This is a genomic window from Curtobacterium sp. MEB011 (assembly GCF_030209655.1).
GTDB classification, from domain to species: Bacteria; Actinomycetota; Actinomycetes; order Actinomycetales; family Microbacteriaceae; genus Curtobacterium; species Curtobacterium poinsettiae.
This window is the reverse complement of record NZ_JARVRN010000020.1, coordinates 13,377-30,758: the sequence shown is the minus strand read 5'-3', so window position 1 is coordinate 30,758 and position 17,382 is coordinate 13,377. Positions and strand designations below refer to the sequence as shown.

12 protein-coding genes and 1 other RNA gene are annotated in these 17,382 nt (G+C 70.0%); 8 read left to right on the top strand and 5 right to left on the bottom strand.

Features of this window, described 5'->3' with window-relative positions:
- Positions 1-693: 693 nt before the first annotated feature.
- From rnpB to map, 3 genes are all read right to left on the bottom strand, one after another.
- Positions 694-1,054, bottom strand: an RNA gene (rnpB, locus tag QRN30_RS17615) — RNase P RNA component class A.
- A 173-nt stretch (positions 1,055-1,227) separates the two neighbouring features.
- Complete coding sequence (gene ppgK, locus QRN30_RS17610) at positions 1,228-1,977, bottom strand: polyphosphate--glucose phosphotransferase (RefSeq protein ID WP_042537019.1); 750 nt, start codon at positions 1,975-1,977, stop codon at positions 1,228-1,230.
- Between the two features lie 41 nt (positions 1,978-2,018).
- Complete coding sequence (gene map, locus QRN30_RS17605; protein WP_031259254.1) at positions 2,019-2,882, bottom strand: type I methionyl aminopeptidase; 864 nt, start codon at positions 2,880-2,882, stop codon at positions 2,019-2,021.
- Between the two features lie 149 nt (positions 2,883-3,031).
- Here map and QRN30_RS17600 point away from each other — a divergent pair, with 149 nt between their 5' ends.
- The 6 genes from QRN30_RS17600 to QRN30_RS17575 all read left to right on the top strand — a co-directional run bounded on the left by QRN30_RS17600 (position 3,032) and on the right by QRN30_RS17575 (position 12,790).
- Complete coding sequence (locus QRN30_RS17600; protein ID WP_017886076.1) at positions 3,032-3,211, top strand: SPOR domain-containing protein; 180 nt, start codon at positions 3,032-3,034, stop codon at positions 3,209-3,211.
- A 125-nt stretch (positions 3,212-3,336) separates the two neighbouring features.
- Complete coding sequence (gene glnA / locus QRN30_RS17595) at positions 3,337-4,674, top strand: type I glutamate--ammonia ligase (RefSeq protein ID WP_017886077.1); 1,338 nt, start codon at positions 3,337-3,339, stop codon at positions 4,672-4,674.
- Positions 4,675-4,710: 36 nt separating this feature from the next.
- Positions 4,711-7,662, top strand: coding sequence for a bifunctional [glutamine synthetase] adenylyltransferase/[glutamine synthetase]-adenylyl-L-tyrosine phosphorylase (locus QRN30_RS17590; RefSeq protein WP_284761661.1), 2,952 nt, complete (start codon positions 4,711-4,713; stop codon positions 7,660-7,662).
- Positions 7,663-8,164: 502 nt separating this feature from the next.
- Positions 8,165-9,811 carry a glycosyltransferase family 2 protein gene (locus QRN30_RS17585; RefSeq protein WP_017886079.1) on the top strand — a complete coding sequence of 549 codons (1,647 nt, stop codon included), beginning with the start codon at positions 8,165-8,167 and terminating at the stop codon, positions 9,809-9,811.
- Positions 9,804-11,366, top strand: coding sequence for a glycosyl hydrolase (locus tag QRN30_RS17580; protein WP_284761658.1), 1,563 nt, complete (start codon positions 9,804-9,806; stop codon positions 11,364-11,366). Before QRN30_RS17585 ends, QRN30_RS17580 begins: the two co-directional genes overlap by 8 nt.
- Complete coding sequence (locus QRN30_RS17575) at positions 11,363-12,790, top strand: UDP-glucose dehydrogenase family protein (protein ID WP_284761657.1); 1,428 nt, start codon at positions 11,363-11,365, stop codon at positions 12,788-12,790. Before QRN30_RS17580 ends, QRN30_RS17575 begins: the two co-directional genes overlap by 4 nt.
- Before the next feature lie 342 nt (positions 12,791-13,132).
- Here the strand turns inward: QRN30_RS17575 and glnA (QRN30_RS17570) are convergent, their stop codons facing one another.
- The gene (gene glnA, locus QRN30_RS17570) at positions 13,133-14,557 is read right to left on the bottom strand and encodes a type I glutamate--ammonia ligase (RefSeq protein ID WP_017886082.1); all 1,425 of its coding nucleotides are present in this window, start codon (positions 14,555-14,557) and stop codon (positions 13,133-13,135) included.
- A gap of 142 nt (positions 14,558-14,699) precedes the next feature.
- Here glnA (QRN30_RS17570) and QRN30_RS17565 point away from each other — a divergent pair, with 142 nt between their 5' ends.
- The gene (locus QRN30_RS17565) at positions 14,700-15,155 is read left to right on the top strand and encodes an RDD family protein (protein WP_017886083.1); all 456 of its coding nucleotides are present in this window, start codon (positions 14,700-14,702) and stop codon (positions 15,153-15,155) included.
- A 516-nt stretch (positions 15,156-15,671) separates the two neighbouring features.
- Here the strand turns inward: QRN30_RS17565 and QRN30_RS17560 are convergent.
- Complete coding sequence (locus QRN30_RS17560; RefSeq protein WP_042537027.1) at positions 15,672-16,388, bottom strand: DUF4191 domain-containing protein; 717 nt, start codon at positions 16,386-16,388, stop codon at positions 15,672-15,674.
- Positions 16,389-16,516: 128 nt separating this feature from the next.
- Between QRN30_RS17560 and QRN30_RS17555 the strand changes: the two genes are divergently transcribed.
- On the top strand, positions 16,517-17,365 hold the full coding sequence (locus QRN30_RS17555; protein ID WP_284761656.1) for a hypothetical protein: 849 nt from the start codon (positions 16,517-16,519) through the stop codon (positions 17,363-17,365).
- Positions 17,366-17,382: the final 17 nt, after the last annotated feature.

The window sequence follows — 17,382 nt, the reverse complement described above, 5'->3', positions numbered from 1 at the left end:
GCGCCGCGCCGCGCCTCCGGTCCGTCGTGGGCTGGTCGCAACGCGTCGCTCGCGTGGCGCCGACTGGTCACGAAGTGTCGGCTGCGGCGGTGCCGGCCGACGATTGGTGACCACGCGGCGAACCTGAGCGGGGAGTCGTGACCGCGCGCGCCGACCGACAGGAGGCCCGTGGCGGCACCGCGCCGCGCCTCCAGTCCGTCGTGGACTGTTCGCAACGCGTCGCCTGCGGCGGTGCCGGCCGACGGTTGGTGACCACTCGGCGAACCTGAGCGGGGAGTCGTGACCCCGTGCGCCGCCCGGCGGGAGGCTCGTGGTTGCGCCGCGCCGCGCCTCCGGTCCGTCGTGGGCTGGTCGCAACGCGTCGCTCGCGTTGCGCCGACTGGTCACAAAGTGTCGGCTGCGGCGGTGCCGGCCGACGGTTGGTGACCACGCGGCGAACCTGAGCGGGGAGTCGTGACCGCGCGCACCGCCCGACGGGAGGCTCGTGGTTGCGCCGAACCGCGCCTCCAGTCCGTCGTGGGCTGGTCGCAACGCGTCGCTTGCGTTGCGCCGCGTGGTCACGAAGTGTCGGCTGCGGCGGTGCCGGCCGACGGTTGGTGACCACGCGGCGAACCTCAGCGGGGAGTCGTGACCGCCCGCGCCGCGCGCGCCGAGCGCGCCGAGCGCGCCGGCCAACACGGCACCGAGAAGGGGCGAATGGGCCGGCCGTACGCCGGGTTCTGTCCCGCCGCTTGCGCGGCGGTGACGGCCATCTCTCTCGGACCGACGTTGCCGTCGGCCTCCAGCGGTCTACCCGAGGACTCGGCGAGCAGCCTCAACGTCCTCTGTCTGACCTTGCTCCGGGCGAGGTTTACCGAGCGGATCCGGTCACCCGGACCCCTGGTGGTCTCTTACACCACCGTTTCACCCTTACCGACGTTGCCGCCGGCGGTCTGCTTTCTGTGGCACTGTCTCGCGGATTGCTCCGGGTGGGTGTTACCCACCGCCCTGCTCTGTGGAGCCCGGACGTTCCTCGGCGCTCCCGGGGGAGCGACGCGACCGTCTCACCGACCCATTCGCTGCTGCGAGTCTACCCGGGTCCGCGGCGCCCGACGCGGCGCCCGACGCCGCCCGACGCAGGACGTGCGCGCGACTTGCGCGCGTCGCTGATGAGAACGGTCGTCCCTGGTCGGAAGTTCGGACCGGGTAGGCCCGTTTCGACCAGGTACGCCCGCGACGGGCCCAGCGCTACCGACTCCGCGCGGCGAGGGTCGCAGCGCCGATGATGCCGGCGTTGTTTCGGAGCGTGGCGGGGATGATGTCCGCCTGCAGGTCGAGCAGCGGGAGGAACTCCTCGTACTGCTTCGAGACCCCGCCGCCGACGACGAAGAGCTCGGGGGAGAGCAGCGCTTCGAGCGTCGAGTAGTACTTCTGCAGGCGCTTCGCCCAGTGCTTCCACGACAGGTCGTCGCGCTCCTTGGCGGCGAACGAGGCGCGGGACTCGGCGTCGTGCCCCTCGATCTCCAGGTGGCCGAACTCGGAGTTGACGATGAGCACGCCGTCGTTGATGAGCGCGGTGCCGATGCCGGTGCCGAGCGTCGTCACGATGACCAGGCCGTCCTTGCCCTTGGCCGCACCGAACTGCTGCTCGGCGAACCCGGCGGCGTCGGCGTCGTTGACGAAGTGGATGGAGCGGCCGAGTTCCTTCTCGAACAGCGCCTCGGCCTCGAAGCCGATCCACTTCTTCGACACGTTCGCGGCGGACATCGTCTTGCCGTCCCGCACGATCGCCGGGAAGCAGACCCCGACGGGGACGTCGTCACCGGGGGCGAGCTCACCGATGATCTCCTTGACCACCGCCGTGATGTCCTGGGGCTTCCCGCCCTCGGGCGTGGCCTTCTTGATGCGGTCCGTGGTGAGGGCGCCGGACGCGACGTCGACGATCGCGCCCTTGATGCCCGTACCACCGATGTCGACGCCGACTGCGAGGGAGGTCATGAGGTTGTCGTGCCTTTCGGTTGCCTGCCGGAGGTGTCCGGTCAGGAGACGGTGAGGAGCTCCGCGCCGCGTTCGGTGACGACGAGCGTGTGCTCGAACTGCGCGGTCCACGACTTGTCGCGGGTCGACACGGTCCAGTCGTCGGACCAGATGTCGGCTTCGATGCCGCCGAGTGTGAGCATGGGCTCGATGGTGAACACCATGCCGGGTTCGATCACCGTGTCGTACTGCGGTGCGTCGTGGTGGGGGATGATCAGGCCGGAGTGGAACGCCCGACCGACGCCGTGTCCGGTGTAGTCGCGGACGACGCCGTAGCCGAACCGCTTCGCGTACGCCTCGATGGCACGACCGATGACGTTGACCTGGCGACCGGGGGCGACGGCCTTGATGCCGCGCTCGAGGGCGAGTCGCGTGCGGGTCACGAGGTCCTCGACCTCCTGCGACGCCTGGCCGACGACGAACGTCCGGTTCGTGTCGCCGTGCATGCCGTCCTTGTAGGCGGTGATGTCGATGTTGACGAGGTCGCCCTCCTGCAGGACGGTGTCGTCGGGGATGCCGTGGCAGATGACCTCGTTGAGGCTCGAGCAGAGCGACTTCGGGTAGCCGCGGTACCCGAGCGTGGAGGGGTAGGCACCGTGTGCGACGACGAACTCGTGCCCGATGCGGTCGAGCTCGTCGGTGGTCACGCCGGGGCGGATCGCCTGCCCGACGGCGTCGATGGCCTGCGACGCGATGCGTCCGGCGACCCGGATGCGCTCGACCTCGTCGGGCGTGTAGGTGTCACCGAGGCCGTGCTCGTGCGGCTCGACCTTCCCGACGTACTCCGGACGCTCGATGTCCTTCGGGACGGCGCGGTGCGGGGAGATCCGGCCGGCGGTCAGGTGTCCGTGTTCGTCCCGGGGCATGGCGACCACTCTAGCCGCGGCGCGACGCGCCGAGCGCAACGGCTGCACGGTGCGGCCTGGCTGGGTGGACGCGACCGCCTGGAGGCCCGGTGCCGGTCCGCCGGACCGGCACCGGGCCTCCAGGGGGTCAGGTGGGTACGGTGGGCGCCATGAGCGACGAACGCATCGAGTCCCAGTGGTGGTTCAACGACAAGACCGGCCAGGTCGAGCAGGGTCCCCAGTCGCCGCAGCGCGACCGGATCGGCCCGTTCGAGTCGCGCGAGGAGGCGCAGCACGCGCTCGACCGCATCGCCGCGAACAACGAGAAGTGGGACGCCGAGGACCGCTGAGCACCGCGGTCGGCGGCCTGTCGGCACCCTGGTGACGGCGCGTCGCACGGCCCCGCGCACACCGCCGGACCACTAGCCTGGGACGAGGCCCGCCAGCGGCCACCCGATACACGGAAAGGTCGTGCATGGACAAGCAGACGGACTTCGTGCTCCGCACCATCGAGGAGCGCGGCATCAAGTTCATCCGACTCTGGTTCACGGACGTCATCGGGACGCTGAAGTCGGTGGCGATCGCCCCGGCCGAGGTCGAGGGCGCGTTCGCCGAGGGCATCGGGTTCGACGGCTCCGCGATCGAGGGCCTCACCCGTTCGTACGAGGCCGACGTCCTGGCGCACCCGGACCCCTCGACGTTCCAGATCCTGCCGTGGCGCGGCGAGATCGACCCCACCGCGCGGATGTTCTGCGACATCACGACGCCGGACGGGCAGCCCGCCGTGGCCGACCCCCGCAACGTGCTGAAGCGCACCCTGGCGCGGGCGAGCGACCGCGGGTTCACGTTCTACACGCACCCCGAGATCGAGTTCTACCTGCTGAAGAGCCGCGAGTGGAAGGACGGCGGCCCGCAGCCCGTCGACCAGGCCGGCTACTTCGACAACGTCCCCGGTGGCAGCGCGCACGACTTCCGCCGTCGGTCCGTCCGCATGCTCGAGGACCTCGGCATCTCGGTCGAGTTCTCGCACCACGAGGCCGGCCCCGGGCAGAACGAGATCGACCTCCGCTACGCCGACGCACTGACGATGGCGGACAACATCATGACGTTCCGCACCGTGGTGAAGGAAGTGGCGATCGAGCAGGGCGTCTACGCGACGTTCATGCCGAAGCCGATCTCCGGCCAGCCCGGCTCCGGCATGCACACCCACGTCTCGCTGTTCGAGGGCGACCAGAACGCCTTCTACGAGGCGGGCGGCCAGTACCAGCTGTCGCAGACGGCTAAGCACTTCATCGCCGGTGTGCTGAAGCACGCGCCGGAGATCACCGCGGTGACGAACCAGTTCGTCAACTCGTACAAGCGGCTCTGGGGCGGCGACGAGGCCCCGTCCTTCGTGACCTGGGGACACAACAACCGTTCGGCCCTGGTGCGCGTGCCGCTCTACAAGCCGAACAAGGGCCAGTCCGCACGCATCGAGTACCGCGGCATCGACTCGGCGGCGAACCCGTACCTGGCGTACTCGCTGCTGCTCGCCGCCGGCCTCAAGGGCATCGAGGAGGAGTACGACCTCCCCGCCGAAGCCGAGCACGACGTCTGGAGCCTCAGTGACTCGGAGCGGAAGGCCCTCGGGTACAGCCAGCTCCCGTCGAGCCTCGACCACGCCCTGAGCCTGATGGAGGACTCCGAGCTGGTCGCCGAGACCCTCGGCGAGCAGGTGTTCAACTTCGTGCTGCTCAACAAGCGGCAGGAGTGGAAGCGCTACCGCGACCAGGTCACCCCGTTCGAGCTCGACACCAACCTCGGCGCGCTCTAGAACCGAGCGCCCTGACCCCTCGGGAGCACGTTCCACATGACCGGTCGGACGACGACGTCACGTTCGGAGCTGGCCCGTCTGGGGTTCGCCGAGCTGTCGGAGAGCCTGGAGCGCGCTGCCGACCTGGAGGGCCGGTTCGGCCCCGACGTGCCGCTGCCGGTCGCGGGGTCTGCCGGGCTCTGGGGCGGTACCGCTGATCCCGACGGCGCCCTGCGGATGCTCGAGCGGCTGCTCGAGCGGGCACCGGACGAGCTGCGCCCCGTCCTGACGGACGACGCGGCGACCGAGCGCCTGATCCACCTGCTCGGCGCGTCGATCGGCCTCGGGGAGTTCCTGCACCGACGGCCCGCCGAACTCGACCTGCTGCTCGAGCCGGTCGCCGAACCGTGGTCGCAGGAGCGGTACACGGCGTCGCTGACCGAGGCGGTCGACGGCGCCACGGGTGAGGACGCCCGGATGCGCCTGCGCGTGCGCTACCGCCGGCACCTGGCCCAGATCGCGCTGTTCGACGTGCTGCACGACGTGCCGACCGATGCGTTCCCCGCCGTGGCGGCGGGCCTCGCCGACCTGGCCGGCGCCACCCTCGACGCCGCCGTCGACATCGCCCGGCGCGAGGTGCCGTTCCCCGCGGCCGACGTCGCGGCCACCCCGCTCGCGGTGATCGCGATGGGCAAGGCCGGTGCGCGCGAACTCAACTACGTCAGCGACGTCGACGTCATCTTCGTCACCGAGTCCACCGACGACATCGCCGTCGACCGTGCCGTGCTCGTCTCCACGCGGATCGCGATCGCCGCCATGCACGCGATCACCGACCTCGCCGCCGAACCCGCCCTGTGGGAGGTCGACGCGAACCTGCGCCCCGAGGGCAAGGACGGAGCACTCGTCCGCACCCTCGACTCGCACGTGGCGTACTACGAGCGCTGGGCGAAGGGGTGGGAGTTCCAGGCGCTGCTGAAGGCCCGTCCGATCGCCGGCTCCGCCGACCTGGGCGCCCGCTACGCCGAGGCCGTCGCGTCGTTCGTGTGGAACTCCGCGACCCGGCCGGGGTTCGTCGAGTCGGTGCAGCGGATGCGCGAGCGTGTGACGGAGCACATCCCGGACGCCGACGTCGACCGGCAGCTCAAGCTCGGCCCCGGCGGCCTGCGTGACGTCGAGTTCACGGTGCAGCTCCTGCAGCTCGTGCACGGCCGCGACGACCCGTCCGTCCGGGTCCGGTCGACGCTCGAGGCCATGGACGCGCTGACCGACGCCGGGTACGTCGGCCGTGCCGAGGCCGCGCGGTTCGGGCCGGACTACGCCCTGCTCCGCGTGCTCGAACACCGGATCCAGCTCCGCCGCCTGCAGCGGACGCACCTGATGCCCTCCGACGAGGAGGAGCTGCGGGTGCTCGCCCGGTCGAGCGGTGTCGCGGCATCGGCGCCGGCGCTCGAGGCCCGCTGGCGTGCCGTGAAGCTCGAGGTCCGTGGGCTGCACGAGCGCCTGTTCTACCGTCCGCTGCTGTCTGCCGTGGCTTCGACCGAGGACGAGATCGTCCTGACCAACGACCAGGTCGTCGACCGCCTGGCAGGCGTCGGTTTCGTCGATCCCACCGGTGCGGTCGGTCACATCCGCGCACTCACCCAGGGCACGAGCCGGCGTGCGGCGATCCAGCGGAACCTGCTCCCGGTGCTCCTGCGGTGGATGGCCGAGGGGCCGGCACCGGACCGCGCCCTGCTCGCCTTCCGGCGGCTGAGCGACGGCCTGGGGGAGTCGAGCTGGTTCCTCCGGATGCTGCGGGACTCCTCCGGTGCCGCGCACTCGCTCACCACCGTGCTGTCCGAGTCGGCGTTCCTGTCCGGGCTGCTCGAGCGGTTCCCCGAGGCCGTGGCCTGGCTCGACGAACCCGAGGCGCTGCTGCGTCCACGACCGATGGACTCGCTGCTCGCCGAGATGACCGCGACCACCGCCCGGCACGGCAACGACGTCGACGGCGCCGCGGCCCTGCTGCGGTCGGCCCGCCGCCGCGAGACCCTGCGGCTCGGCATGGCCGCCGTCCTCGGCTCGCTCGACGTCGACGGTCTCGGCCCGGCCCTGACCGACGTCACCGAGGCCACCCTTGCCGGAGCCCTCGCACTCGCCCGCCGCGACGCCCCCGAGGGCTTCGAGTTCGGCATCATCGCGATGGGCCGGTACGGCGGACGGGAGCTCGGCTTCGGGTCCGACGCCGACGTGCTGTACGTATACCGGGCACCCGACCTGGCACCCGAGGTCGCGTCCCGGACCGCCCAGACGATCGTGCGCGAGCTCAACCGGCTCACCGAGGACACGATCCACCCGCTCGACCTGGACATCGACCTGCGGCCCGAGGGCAAGAACGGCCCCGTCGTACGGACCCTCGAGTCGTACGGCGCCTACTACGCCCGCTGGTCGCTCACGTGGGAGGCCCAGGCGCTCCTCCGCGCACGGGGCGCCGTCGGCGACGCGCAGCTCCTCCGCGACTTCGAGCACCTCGCCGACCGCACCCGGTACCCGGAACAGATCGACGACCACCAGGTGCGCGAGGTCCGCCGCATCAAGGCCCGGGTGGAGTCCGAGCGGCTGCCCCGCGGCGCGGACCCGGCCAGGCACCTCAAGCTCGGGCGCGGGTCGCTCAGCGACGTGGAGTGGTTCGTGCAACTCCTGCAGCTGCAGCACGCGCTCGAGATCCCCTCGCTCCGGACGACGTCCACGCTCGAGGCCCTCGACGCCGCGGTCGACGCCGGACTGGTCGGAGCCGAGGACGGCGAGCGGCTCGGAGCCGCCTGGCGTTTCGCGTCGCGCACCCGCAGCGCCCTCGTGCTGTGGTCGGGGAAGACCACCGACGTCCTGCCCGTCGACCGCGTCCAGCTCGAGGGTGTCGCTCGTCTGATGGAGTACCCGCCGGGCTCCGCGAGCCGTCTCGAGGACGACTACCTCGGCATCACGCGGCGAGCCCGACAGGTGTTCGAGCGCGAGTTCTACGGCGCCTGACCCGCCCGCGACACGCCCGGATGTCTTCTGACGGACCCGACCTGAGCACCCGTCGAAGGTGAATTCTCCGCGTCGCGCTGCGTCCCCCGACGACCCGTCCTTCGTACCCCTGCCCGGAGTGCTGTCGGAGCCGTTACCGGGCCGTGACCGAACTCCCACCGGACCGCCAGGGGACCTTTTCCGACGTCCCCCGACACGCCCGGTGACCTCCTGCTGACCTGGGCTTTCCGTCGGAGTCGGCCCGTGCCTCCAGGCCGCACCTGTTGCCCATCCGGACGACGGTCGTCGGAACAGTGGTCCGCAGGAGTGCTGTCAGCACGACGGGGGACTGCTCCGACCGGCCGAGAGGGGGACCGGTGTGTACCCCGTAACACGCCCGTAACGCCCCCGGACGGGGGTCGCGTTGCGGCGGCCCCCAGGTTCTGCATCAATGGCATCACCCGAACCGCCCTGATTCCCCGATGAAGCGGAATCTCCACCTCGAACGTTGAAGCAGGGATCAGTGTTCACCTTCATTCTGCAGATCAGGCAGATGGTCGAAGGCCACCCCGAGTTCTACCTGTTCGCCGTGTACTCCGCGGTGATCTGGTTGCTCTGGTTGCTCAAGGTCGTCATCTCCGCCCGCTACCGCCCCTTCACCGGCACCTTCGTCGGTACCACCAGCGTCGTCGTCCCCGTCGTGGACGAACCGCTCGACCTGTTCCGTGACGTCATCGGCCGCATGGTCGAACAGCGGCCCGGCGAGATCATCGTCGTCATCAACGGAGCCCGCAACGAGGCGCTCGAAGAGGTCTGCGACGAGTTCGCCCCGCTCGTCCGCTGGACCCACACGCCCATCCCGGGCAAGCGGAACGCCGTCAAGGTCGGCACCGAGATGTCCAACGGCGACATCACCGTGCTGGTCGACTCCGACACCGTCTGGACGCCCGGCGCGCTCGAGGAACTCCTCCGGCCGTTCGCCGACGAGTCCGTCGGCGGTGTGACGACCCGGCAGCGCATCCTCGAGCCGGAGCGCAGCTGGATCACCCGCTGGGCCGACTGGCTCGAGAACTCGCGGGCGCTCTACTCGATGCCGGCACAGAGTGTCCTCGGGCAGATCGGCTGCCTGCCCGGGCGCACCATCGCGTTCCGCCGGAGCATCCTCATGCGGGTCATGGACCGGTTCATGCACGAGAAGTTCATGGGCGTGTTCCTCGAGGTCTCCGACGACCGCACGCTGACGAACCTCACCCTCAAGGAGGGGTACCGCACCGTCTACCAGTACACGTCGCTGGTCTACACGGACGCCCCGCTGCAGGTGAAGAAGCTGTTCAAGCAGCAGCTCCGCTGGGCGCGCGGCTCGCAGTACAACACGCTGCGGATGCTGCCGTGGATGCTCGGCCACGCCCCGATCCTGGCGGCGTTCTTCATCACCGACATCATCCTGCCGTTCATGCTCTTCGGCGTGATCGCGGGCTGGATCTACCGCGCCTTCACCGGCCAGGGCGAGAACCTGTACCAGGGCATCCTGTCGCAGTACGGCTTCTCGACCGGCTTCGTCTACGTCGCGGCGCTCATGGTGATCTCGAGCGTGCTGAGCATGGCCATCCGCCAGATGCGGCACCTGTCCGAGAAGCCGAGCGACTTCTTCCGCCTGCCGATGTTCATCATCGTGTCGACGTTCTTCCTCATGCCGATCCGGCTCATCGGCTTCTTCCGCCTGGCGCACGCGTCCGGCTGGGGGACCCGTGCCGGCGCCTACGCCGGTGGTCCGATGCAGGAGGAGCCGGCGGACGCCGCCCAGCCGTTGTCGTCCACCGCGCAGGTGCCGGTCAGCCCGATCGACGCGGAACGTGCCCGGATGGCCGGAGCGGGCGCAGGTCCGTCCGGTTCGGGCTCGGGCTCGGGTTCGCCGTCCCCGCTCGAGACCGTCGACCAGGTGGCCGTCGACCGTGCGTTCGACGAGCTCTTCGGCGCCGACGCGGCGACCAACTCCACCACCACCGTGCTCGCCACCCGTCGCGAGGCCGCAGCCGCGGTCGCGCAGCAGGAGGCCCAGCGAGCAGCTGCGCCGGCTCCCGCCCGAGCCCGCCGCTACAACCCGTACGCAGCGATCCCGTACGTGATCGGCATCGCGATCTTCGCCCTGGAGGCGTTCCTCATTGTCTGACTTCATCCGTTCCTCGAGTGCTTGGTGGGCGCAGTCCAGCAAGCACGCCCGCCGGACGGCCATCGGCACGACGGCCATCGTGCTCGCCCTCGGCCTCATCACCTGGTCGGTGTGGATCTCGCCCTCCGGCCCCGTCTCCACCGCCGTGCACCAGGCGCTCGGCGTCGAGGCGCCGAAGGCCAAGAAGGTGTCCGCCGCCGAGCTGCAGACGCAGCTCGACGCCGCCCAGGAGCGCATCTGGTCGCTCGAGGGCAAGCTCGACTCCCGCACGGCTCAGGCCGGGTCGCGCGGTGACCAGATCACGGAGCTCAAGGCGCAGATCGCGTCGCTCCAGTCCCAGCTCGGTGCCGCGAAGAGCTCGGGAGGCTCGTCCAAGGTCGACGCCGCGGGTTCCGGCAACAACGGGTCGGGCTCCGGCGGATCCGGCGCGGGTTCCGCCGGCGGGTCCGGGTCGGGTCCGTCCGACAGCGGGTCCGGCAGCGGTTCCGGATCCGGCAACGGATCCGGCTCGGGCAGCGGTTCCAAGCCGAACCCCGGCCCCTCGACCGATCCGGGGGCCACCCCGGTCGTGACGCCGACGAAGGCCGAGATCCTCGGGCAGCAGTCGCGCTGGTACGGCCTCTACACCGCGCAGTCGCCGTTCAACTGGGCCGAGTACGACGAGGTCTCCCAGCAGGTCGGCACCGCGTCGAACATGACCGGCTTCTTCCAGGGCTTCGACCAGGAGTTCAACGCCACCGCGGTGCAGCGCTCCTGGGCCAACGGCCGCGTGCCCCTGATGACGTGGGAGACGGTGCCGGCGCAGACCAGCAACGACCAGAAGTACGTCCCCGGGTACACCAACGAGGACATCTCCGGCGGATCGTTCGACGCCTACCTGACGAAGTACGCCAAGGCGCTGAAGGCCAACGGGCAGCCGATGGTCATCCGTCTCGACCACGAGATGAACGGCTCCTGGTACAACTGGTCCGAGGGTGACGCGCAGAAGAACCCGGCCGGCTCCTACGTCAAGATGTGGCAGCACGTGCACGACGTCTTCCAGGCGAACGGTGCGAACAAGTACGTCATCTGGGACTGGTCCCCGAGCCGCATCGACAAGCTCGGCAACCCGAAGTACCAGACGCTCGACTACATGCGGCAGTACTACCCGGGCTCGGACTACGTGGACTGGGTCGGCATGAGCGGCTACTACCGCGACGCCGACGAGCAGCCGTCCTTCGCGAACACGTTCGGAGCGACGCTCGCGCAGCTCCGCCAGATCGCGCCGGGCAAGGGCATCATGCTCAACGAGATCGGGGCGACCGAGACCGGCACCAGCGTCGCGAACCCGCAGAAGACGCAGTGGATCGACTCGCTCTTCGACGCGCTGGCAGACCCCGCCAACAAGGACATCGTCGGCTTCGCGTACTTCAGCGAGACGGCGACCACGATCATCGACGGCAAGCGCACCACGAACGACTGGCGTCTCAACTCCCGCGCCGATTCCCTCAAGGCCTTCGCCGAGGGCATCAAGCGCAACGACATCGACTACGACCTGCAGGAGGTCACGCAATGAGCGAGTCCAAGAAGTCGACCGCATCGGCCGACACCCGTCCCGCACCCGTCATCAGCGTCATCGGCACCGGCTACCTCGGTGCCACCCACGCAGCCGCCATGGCCGAGATGGGCTTCGAGACCATCGGTGTCGACATCGACCCGTCGAAGCTCGCCGCGCTGTCCGCCGGCGAGGTCCCGTTCTTCGAGCCCGGGCTCCCCGAGCTCATCACGAAGCACGTCGCCAGCGGCAAGCTCCGCTTCACCGCCGACACCGCCTCGGCGGTCGCCGCCGCGGACGTCCACTTCGTCTGCGTCGGCACCCCACAGAAGGCCGGATCGCACGCCGCGAACCTGGCCTACGTCGAGAGCGCCACCCGCGGTGTCGCCGAGAACCTCACGCACCCCGGGCTCATCGTCGGCAAGTCGACGGTCCCGGTCGGCACGGCATCGCGGCTCCGCGGCATCGTCCGCGAGTTCACCCCCGCCGGCATCGACGCGGAACTCATCTGGAACCCCGAGTTCCTGCGCGAGGGCAAGGCCGTCGAGGACACCCTGCACCCGGACCGCCTGGTCTGGGGCGGCGCGTCCGAGGCTGCCGACGCCGTGATCCGCGAGGTCTACGCCGCACCCATCAACGAGGGCACCCCGGTCATCACCACCGACCTCGCCACCGCGGAGCTCGTCAAGGTCAGCGCGAACGCGTTCCTCGCCACGAAGATCTCGTTCATCAACGCGATCTCCGAGATGTGCGCCATCACGGGCGCCGACGTCTCCACGCTCGCCGACGCCCTGGGCCACGACGCCCGCATCGGCCGGAAGTTCCTGAACGCCGGTCTCGGCTTCGGCGGTGGCTGCCTGCCGAAGGACATCCGGGCCCTCATGTACCGCGCCAACGAGATCGGCGCCGGACAGGTCGTCGGGCTCATGCAGCAGGTCGACGAGATCAACATGGGGCAGCGCCAGCGGGTCATCGACATGGCGATCGACTCGGCCGGGGGATCGGTGCTGAACCGTCGCGTGGCCGTCATCGGTGCCGCGTTCAAGCCCCTGACCGACGACGTCCGCGACTCCCCGGCGCTGAACGTCGCCGCGGCGCTGCACCTCCGCGGCGCTCAGGTGACGCTCTGGGACCCCGAGGCGATGGAGCCCGCGAAGCGCTCGTTCCCGACGCTGAGCTACGCCGAGTCGATGACGGACGCGATCGAGGGCGCCGACGTCGTCCTCGTGCTCACCGAGTGGGACGACATCATCACCGCCGACCCGGTCGCCCTCGGTGACCTCGTCGGCCGCCGCGTCGTCATCGACGCGCGCAACTGCCTCCCGGTCGCCGACTGGGTCAAAGCGGGGTGGACCGTCCGTTCCCTGGGACGTCCCACGCCGGTCACGGGTGCACCCGTGAGCGTCGCAGCGGGGACGAACGACGCGTTGGCCACGAGCCGCTAGTCACCGTTCGCGAGACGGGGTCCGTGCCGGGCGGCTCGGGCCCCGTTCCCGTGCGCCCGAGGCTGCCAGGTCTGTCCGGGCGTCCATGGTCGGAAGTTTCCTCCAGGGACGCCCGATTCCGCTTCCCAGTCCGGCTGCGATGGGAAGGAACGTGCATCGCGACCAGCCTGGAGGCCCGGTGCCCGCCCGCCGGACCGGCACCGGGCCTCCAGGCGGTCGCGTCCGCACCCCGCGCCGAAGCGACACATTCCTGCGGATGGTTCGCGGCACACCGTCGCTGTCGCGGCACAGAGGAAGGGCCCCGCACCTGACGGTGCGGGGCCCTTCCTGTGTCAGCGAGACTCAGACGCCGAAGTACAGCTCGTACTCGAACGGGTGCGGGCGCTGGGCCAGCGGGAGGATCTCGTTCTCACGCTTGTAGTCGATCCAGGTCTGGATGAGGTCCTCGGTGAAGACGTTGCCCTTCGTGAGGAACTCGTGGTCGGCCTCGAGCGCGTCGAGCGCTTCGTCGAGGGACCCGGGGACCTGGGGGATGCCCTTTGCCTCTTCCGGCGGGAGCTCGTACAGGTCCTTGTCGACCGGCTCGTGCGGCTCGATGCGGTTCTGGATGCCATCGAGGCCCGCCATCAGCTGCGCGGCGAAGGCGAGGTACGGGTTGCCGGAGGCGTCGGGCGCACGGAACTCGATGCGCTTGGCCTTCGGGTTCGTGCCCGTGATCGGGATGCGGATCGCTGCCGAGCGGTTGCCGGCCGAGTAGACCAGGTTGACCGGGGCCTCGAAGCCCTTGACCAGACGGTGGTACGAGTTGATCGACGGGTTGGTGAAGGCGAGCAGCGCCGGGGCGTGCTTCAGGATGCCGCCGATGTACCAGCGGGCGAGGTCCGACAGACCGCCGTAGCCGTTCTCGTCGTAGAACAGCGGCTTGCCGTCCGACCAGAGCGACTGGTGGGTGTGCATGCCCGAACCGTTGTCGCCGAAGAGCGGCTTCGGCATGAACGTGGCGACCTTGCCCCACTGGTCGGCCGTGTTCTTGACGATGTACTTGAACTTCAGGATGTCGTCCGCGGCGTGGACCATCGTGTCGAACTTGTAGTTGATCTCCTGCTGACCGCCGGTGCCCACCTCGTGGTGCGAACGCTCGAGCTCGAAGCCCGCATCGATCAGCTTGAGGGTGATGTCGTCGCGCAGGTCGGCGGTCTTGTCGACCGGCGACACGGGGAAGTAGCCGCCCTTGTAGGGGGTCTTGTTGGCGAGGTTGCCGCCCTCTTCGTCACGACCGGTGTTCCAGGCGCCCTCTTCGGAGTCGACCGCGTAGAACGACTCGTTCTGCGTGACCGAGTAGCGGACGTCGTCGAAGATGTAGAACTCGGCCTCGGGGGCGAAGAACGCGGTGTCCGCGATGCCCGTCGACGCGAGGTACTTCTCGGCCTTCTTCGCCACCTGGCGCGGGTCGCGGCCGTAGATCTCGCCGTTCCGCGGGTTGTAGATGTCGAAGATCATGATGAGCGTGCGCTCGGCGCGGAACTGGTCGACGTACGCCGTGGTGACATCGGGGATCAGCTGCATGTCGGACTCGTGGATCGACGCGAAGCCGCGGATGGAGGAGCCGTCGAACAGCTGGCCGACCGAGAAGAAGTCCTCGTCGACGGTGGATGCCGGGATGTTGAAGTGCTGCTGCACACCGGGCAGGTCCGTGAAGCGGATGTCGAGGAACTTGACGTCGGTGTCCTTGATGAAGGCCAGGACCTCGGAGGAATCGCTGAACATGGGGCCGATCTCCAATGGGTTGGGTGATGTCGGAGGCACCGGTCAAGGCACCCTCCGACGAGGCTATTGACACGGGGTTTCCCGGACATGACTGGTTTGTTTCGGGCGTGTTACGCCCAGGTGGTCGCCTACGCTGGGGACCATGGCCCGCAGCACCTCCAGTCCGTCCGCGCCCTCCGAGCACCCGGACGGGTGGCCGGGCAAGGACCTCGGGCTGCCGGAGGAGGGGCCCCGCAGCGTCGGGCGCATCGGCCGCCGCGTCGTGGCGCTCCTGATCGACGGCGCCCTGGCTGACCTCGTCGCCTACGTCACCGGCGTGTGGTCACCGGTGAACGGGTCGGGCGACATCGCACACACCTGGATCCAGCTCGCGATCTTCGCCGTCCTGCAGATCCTGTTCATCTGCCTGCTGTCCGGGTCGTTCGGGCACATCTGCGTCGGCCTGCGGGTCGTCCCGATGCGTGGGGGCTACGTCGGGGTGTGGCGGCCCGTCGTCCGGACCGTGCTGCTCTGCCTGGTGGTGCCGGCGCTCATCATCGACCGTGACAGCCGCGGAGCGCACGACCGCATCGCCGGGACGGTGCTCGTCCGACGCTGATCGCGGGTGCCGCGGGTGCCGCGGGTGCCGCGGGTGCCGTGGGTGCCGCGGGCGTGCGGCGCGAGGGCCGTGGCTGTCCGCACGGTGCGAGGTCGATCGTCCGGTGCGAGGCTGCCTACTCCGTGCGCGACCCGTCCCCTCGCACCGAGTAGGCAACCTCGCACGATGCGAGATTGCGCCGGGCCTCCACCGCACGCCCTCGCACGGTGCGAGTTTGTACGCCGGCCTTCGCACGGTGCGAGGTTGCGCGCCGGGCCTCCACCGCCGGACCTCGCACCGTGCGAGGTTGCTCATCTGACGTGAGCTTCCCTGCTCCGTGCGCCGCCGGAGACCCGCACTGAGCTGGCAACCTCGCACGGTTCAGCGAAGGTCGCACCGTGCGGACCCGTGCGGACCCGTGCGGACCCGCCCGGACCCGCGCGAACGCCGCAGCCCGCACCCGCCGTCACCCCACGTCCACACGAAGACGCCCCCGACCAGGATCGGTCGGGGGCGTCTTCGTGTGTTGCGGCTGGGTCAGCGCGGACGTCCGGCACGGGCACGCATCGGGTCCATGCCCTTCGGGATCGAGGCCGCGGGGCTCTGCGTCAGCGAGTCGAGACGGTTCGCGACCGCCAGGACCTCGTTGCGGTTGAGCGACTTCTTGAGCTTGTTCATGGCACGGGGCAGCTTGTGCAGCGTCAGGCTCTCGCCGGTGCCATCACCGACGTGCAGCACGTGCACGGCGACGTTCGGCACGATGCGCTGGACCTTGCGGCGCTCCTCGTCGAGCTGACGGCTGAGGTTGCCGCGCTGGCCCTCGGTGATCAGCACGACACCCGGGCGACCGACCGCGCGGTAGACCGCGGACTGTGAGCGACCGTGCACCGCGACCGGCATCTCGCTCGAGCGCCACTGCCGACGGAGCGAGTTCGACAGCACGGCGCCGACGGCACCGGGCTGGCCTTCGATCTGCGAGTAGGCGGCACGTTCAGCGAGACGGGTGAGCACGATGAGGAAGAGCAGCACACCGAGCAGCACACCGGCGACGATCCACAGGACGACCGCGAGCCAGTTCTGCCCCGGCAGGAGCAGCGCCAGCAGGACACCGAGGACGACCGGAACGACGAAGGCGAGGGCGAACCACCAGACCGACGACGGGTCGGCCTTGCGGGTCATCTGGAAGACCTGGAACATCTGCTTGAGACGCCCCGGCTCCTTCGCCTTCTTGTCTGTGGAAGAGCTGCGTGCCATGGGAACAGGATACGGCCTCCGTGCGCCGGGGGAGACCGCCGCATGTCCGGCTGTGTGCGAACACGTCTTGTCCACAGGTGGTGCCGCACAGCCTGGAGGCCCACCACACCCCCGCCACGCTGGTCACCATGGAGACGATGACCGACCACCACCCGGATCGCTGGATCGCGACCGGTGACGACACCGACGTGCTCACCTGGGTCGCCGACCGCTCCGCTGCCGCCGAGCGGCACCTCGTCCCGGTGGCCGCAGTCGGCAGGACCCGGACGGGGTGTCTCGGGGTCGACCTCGACCGGCCGACCGGCACGCCGCTCGTGGCGGCGCTCGATCGGCTCGGCACGCCGACCACCGGCGTCGCGGTCACGCTGTCGGTGCCGCTCCTGGAACTCCTCGTCGCCGTGCACGACGGCGCCGTCCTGCTCGGTTCCGCCGGCATCGACGACGTCCTGGTCGACGACTCGGGCGCCGTCGTGCTCTGCGACCGCCCGATGAACGCGACGAGCCCGATGAACGCGACGAGCCCGATGAACGCGACGAGCCCGACGAACGCGACGAGCCCGACGAACGCGACGAGCCCGACGCGCACCGCGCACTCGACGGACGCCACCCGGACCCTCGTCCTCGCAGCCCGGACGGTCTGGGACCGCGTCGACCCGGCCGATCCCGCACAGCGACCGGTGCACGACGCGCTGCAGGACGCCCTCGACGGCGACGACCGAACCGCGCGGTCGGCTCTCGAGCTGGTCCGCGCAAGTGCAGCACCCCGCCCGTTCCGGTGGACGCCGGTGCCGAGCGACCTCGTCTTCGCCGAGTCGCCGACGGCGATTCGGCAGGACGGGCTGCTCGAGCGCCTCCGCGACGTGGTCGAACACGGCGTCCCGCTCGGAACCGATCGACGACTCCCGCTCCGCCGCGTGCTCGTGGGAGTCGCCGTCGGGTCGGTGGTCGCCGCCCTGACCCTGCTCGGGGGCGGGTGACGCGGCTGGTGCCGCCG

Bases quoted from the DNA above. Each gene is read 5' to 3' on its own strand.
- QRN30_RS17575 (WP_284761657.1), top strand. From the start codon at position 11,363: ATGAGCGAGTCCAAGAAGTCGACCGCATCGGCCGACACCCGTCCCGCA.
- map (WP_031259254.1), bottom strand. From the start codon at position 2,882: ATGCCCCGGGACGAACACGGACACCTGACCGCCGGCCGGATCTCCCCG.
- QRN30_RS17565 (WP_017886083.1), top strand. From the start codon at position 14,700: ATGGCCCGCAGCACCTCCAGTCCGTCCGCGCCCTCCGAGCACCCGGAC.
- QRN30_RS17555 (WP_284761656.1), top strand. From the start codon at position 16,517: ATGGAGACGATGACCGACCACCACCCGGATCGCTGGATCGCGACCGGT.
- QRN30_RS17560 (WP_042537027.1), bottom strand. From the start codon at position 16,388: ATGGCACGCAGCTCTTCCACAGACAAGAAGGCGAAGGAGCCGGGGCGT.
- glnA (WP_017886077.1), top strand. From the start codon at position 3,337: ATGGACAAGCAGACGGACTTCGTGCTCCGCACCATCGAGGAGCGCGGC.
- QRN30_RS17590 (WP_284761661.1), top strand. From the start codon at position 4,711: ATGACCGGTCGGACGACGACGTCACGTTCGGAGCTGGCCCGTCTGGGG.
- QRN30_RS17600 (WP_017886076.1), top strand. From the start codon at position 3,032: ATGAGCGACGAACGCATCGAGTCCCAGTGGTGGTTCAACGACAAGACC.
- glnA (WP_017886082.1), bottom strand. From the start codon at position 14,557: ATGTTCAGCGATTCCTCCGAGGTCCTGGCCTTCATCAAGGACACCGAC.
- ppgK (WP_042537019.1), bottom strand. From the start codon at position 1,977: ATGACCTCCCTCGCAGTCGGCGTCGACATCGGTGGTACGGGCATCAAG.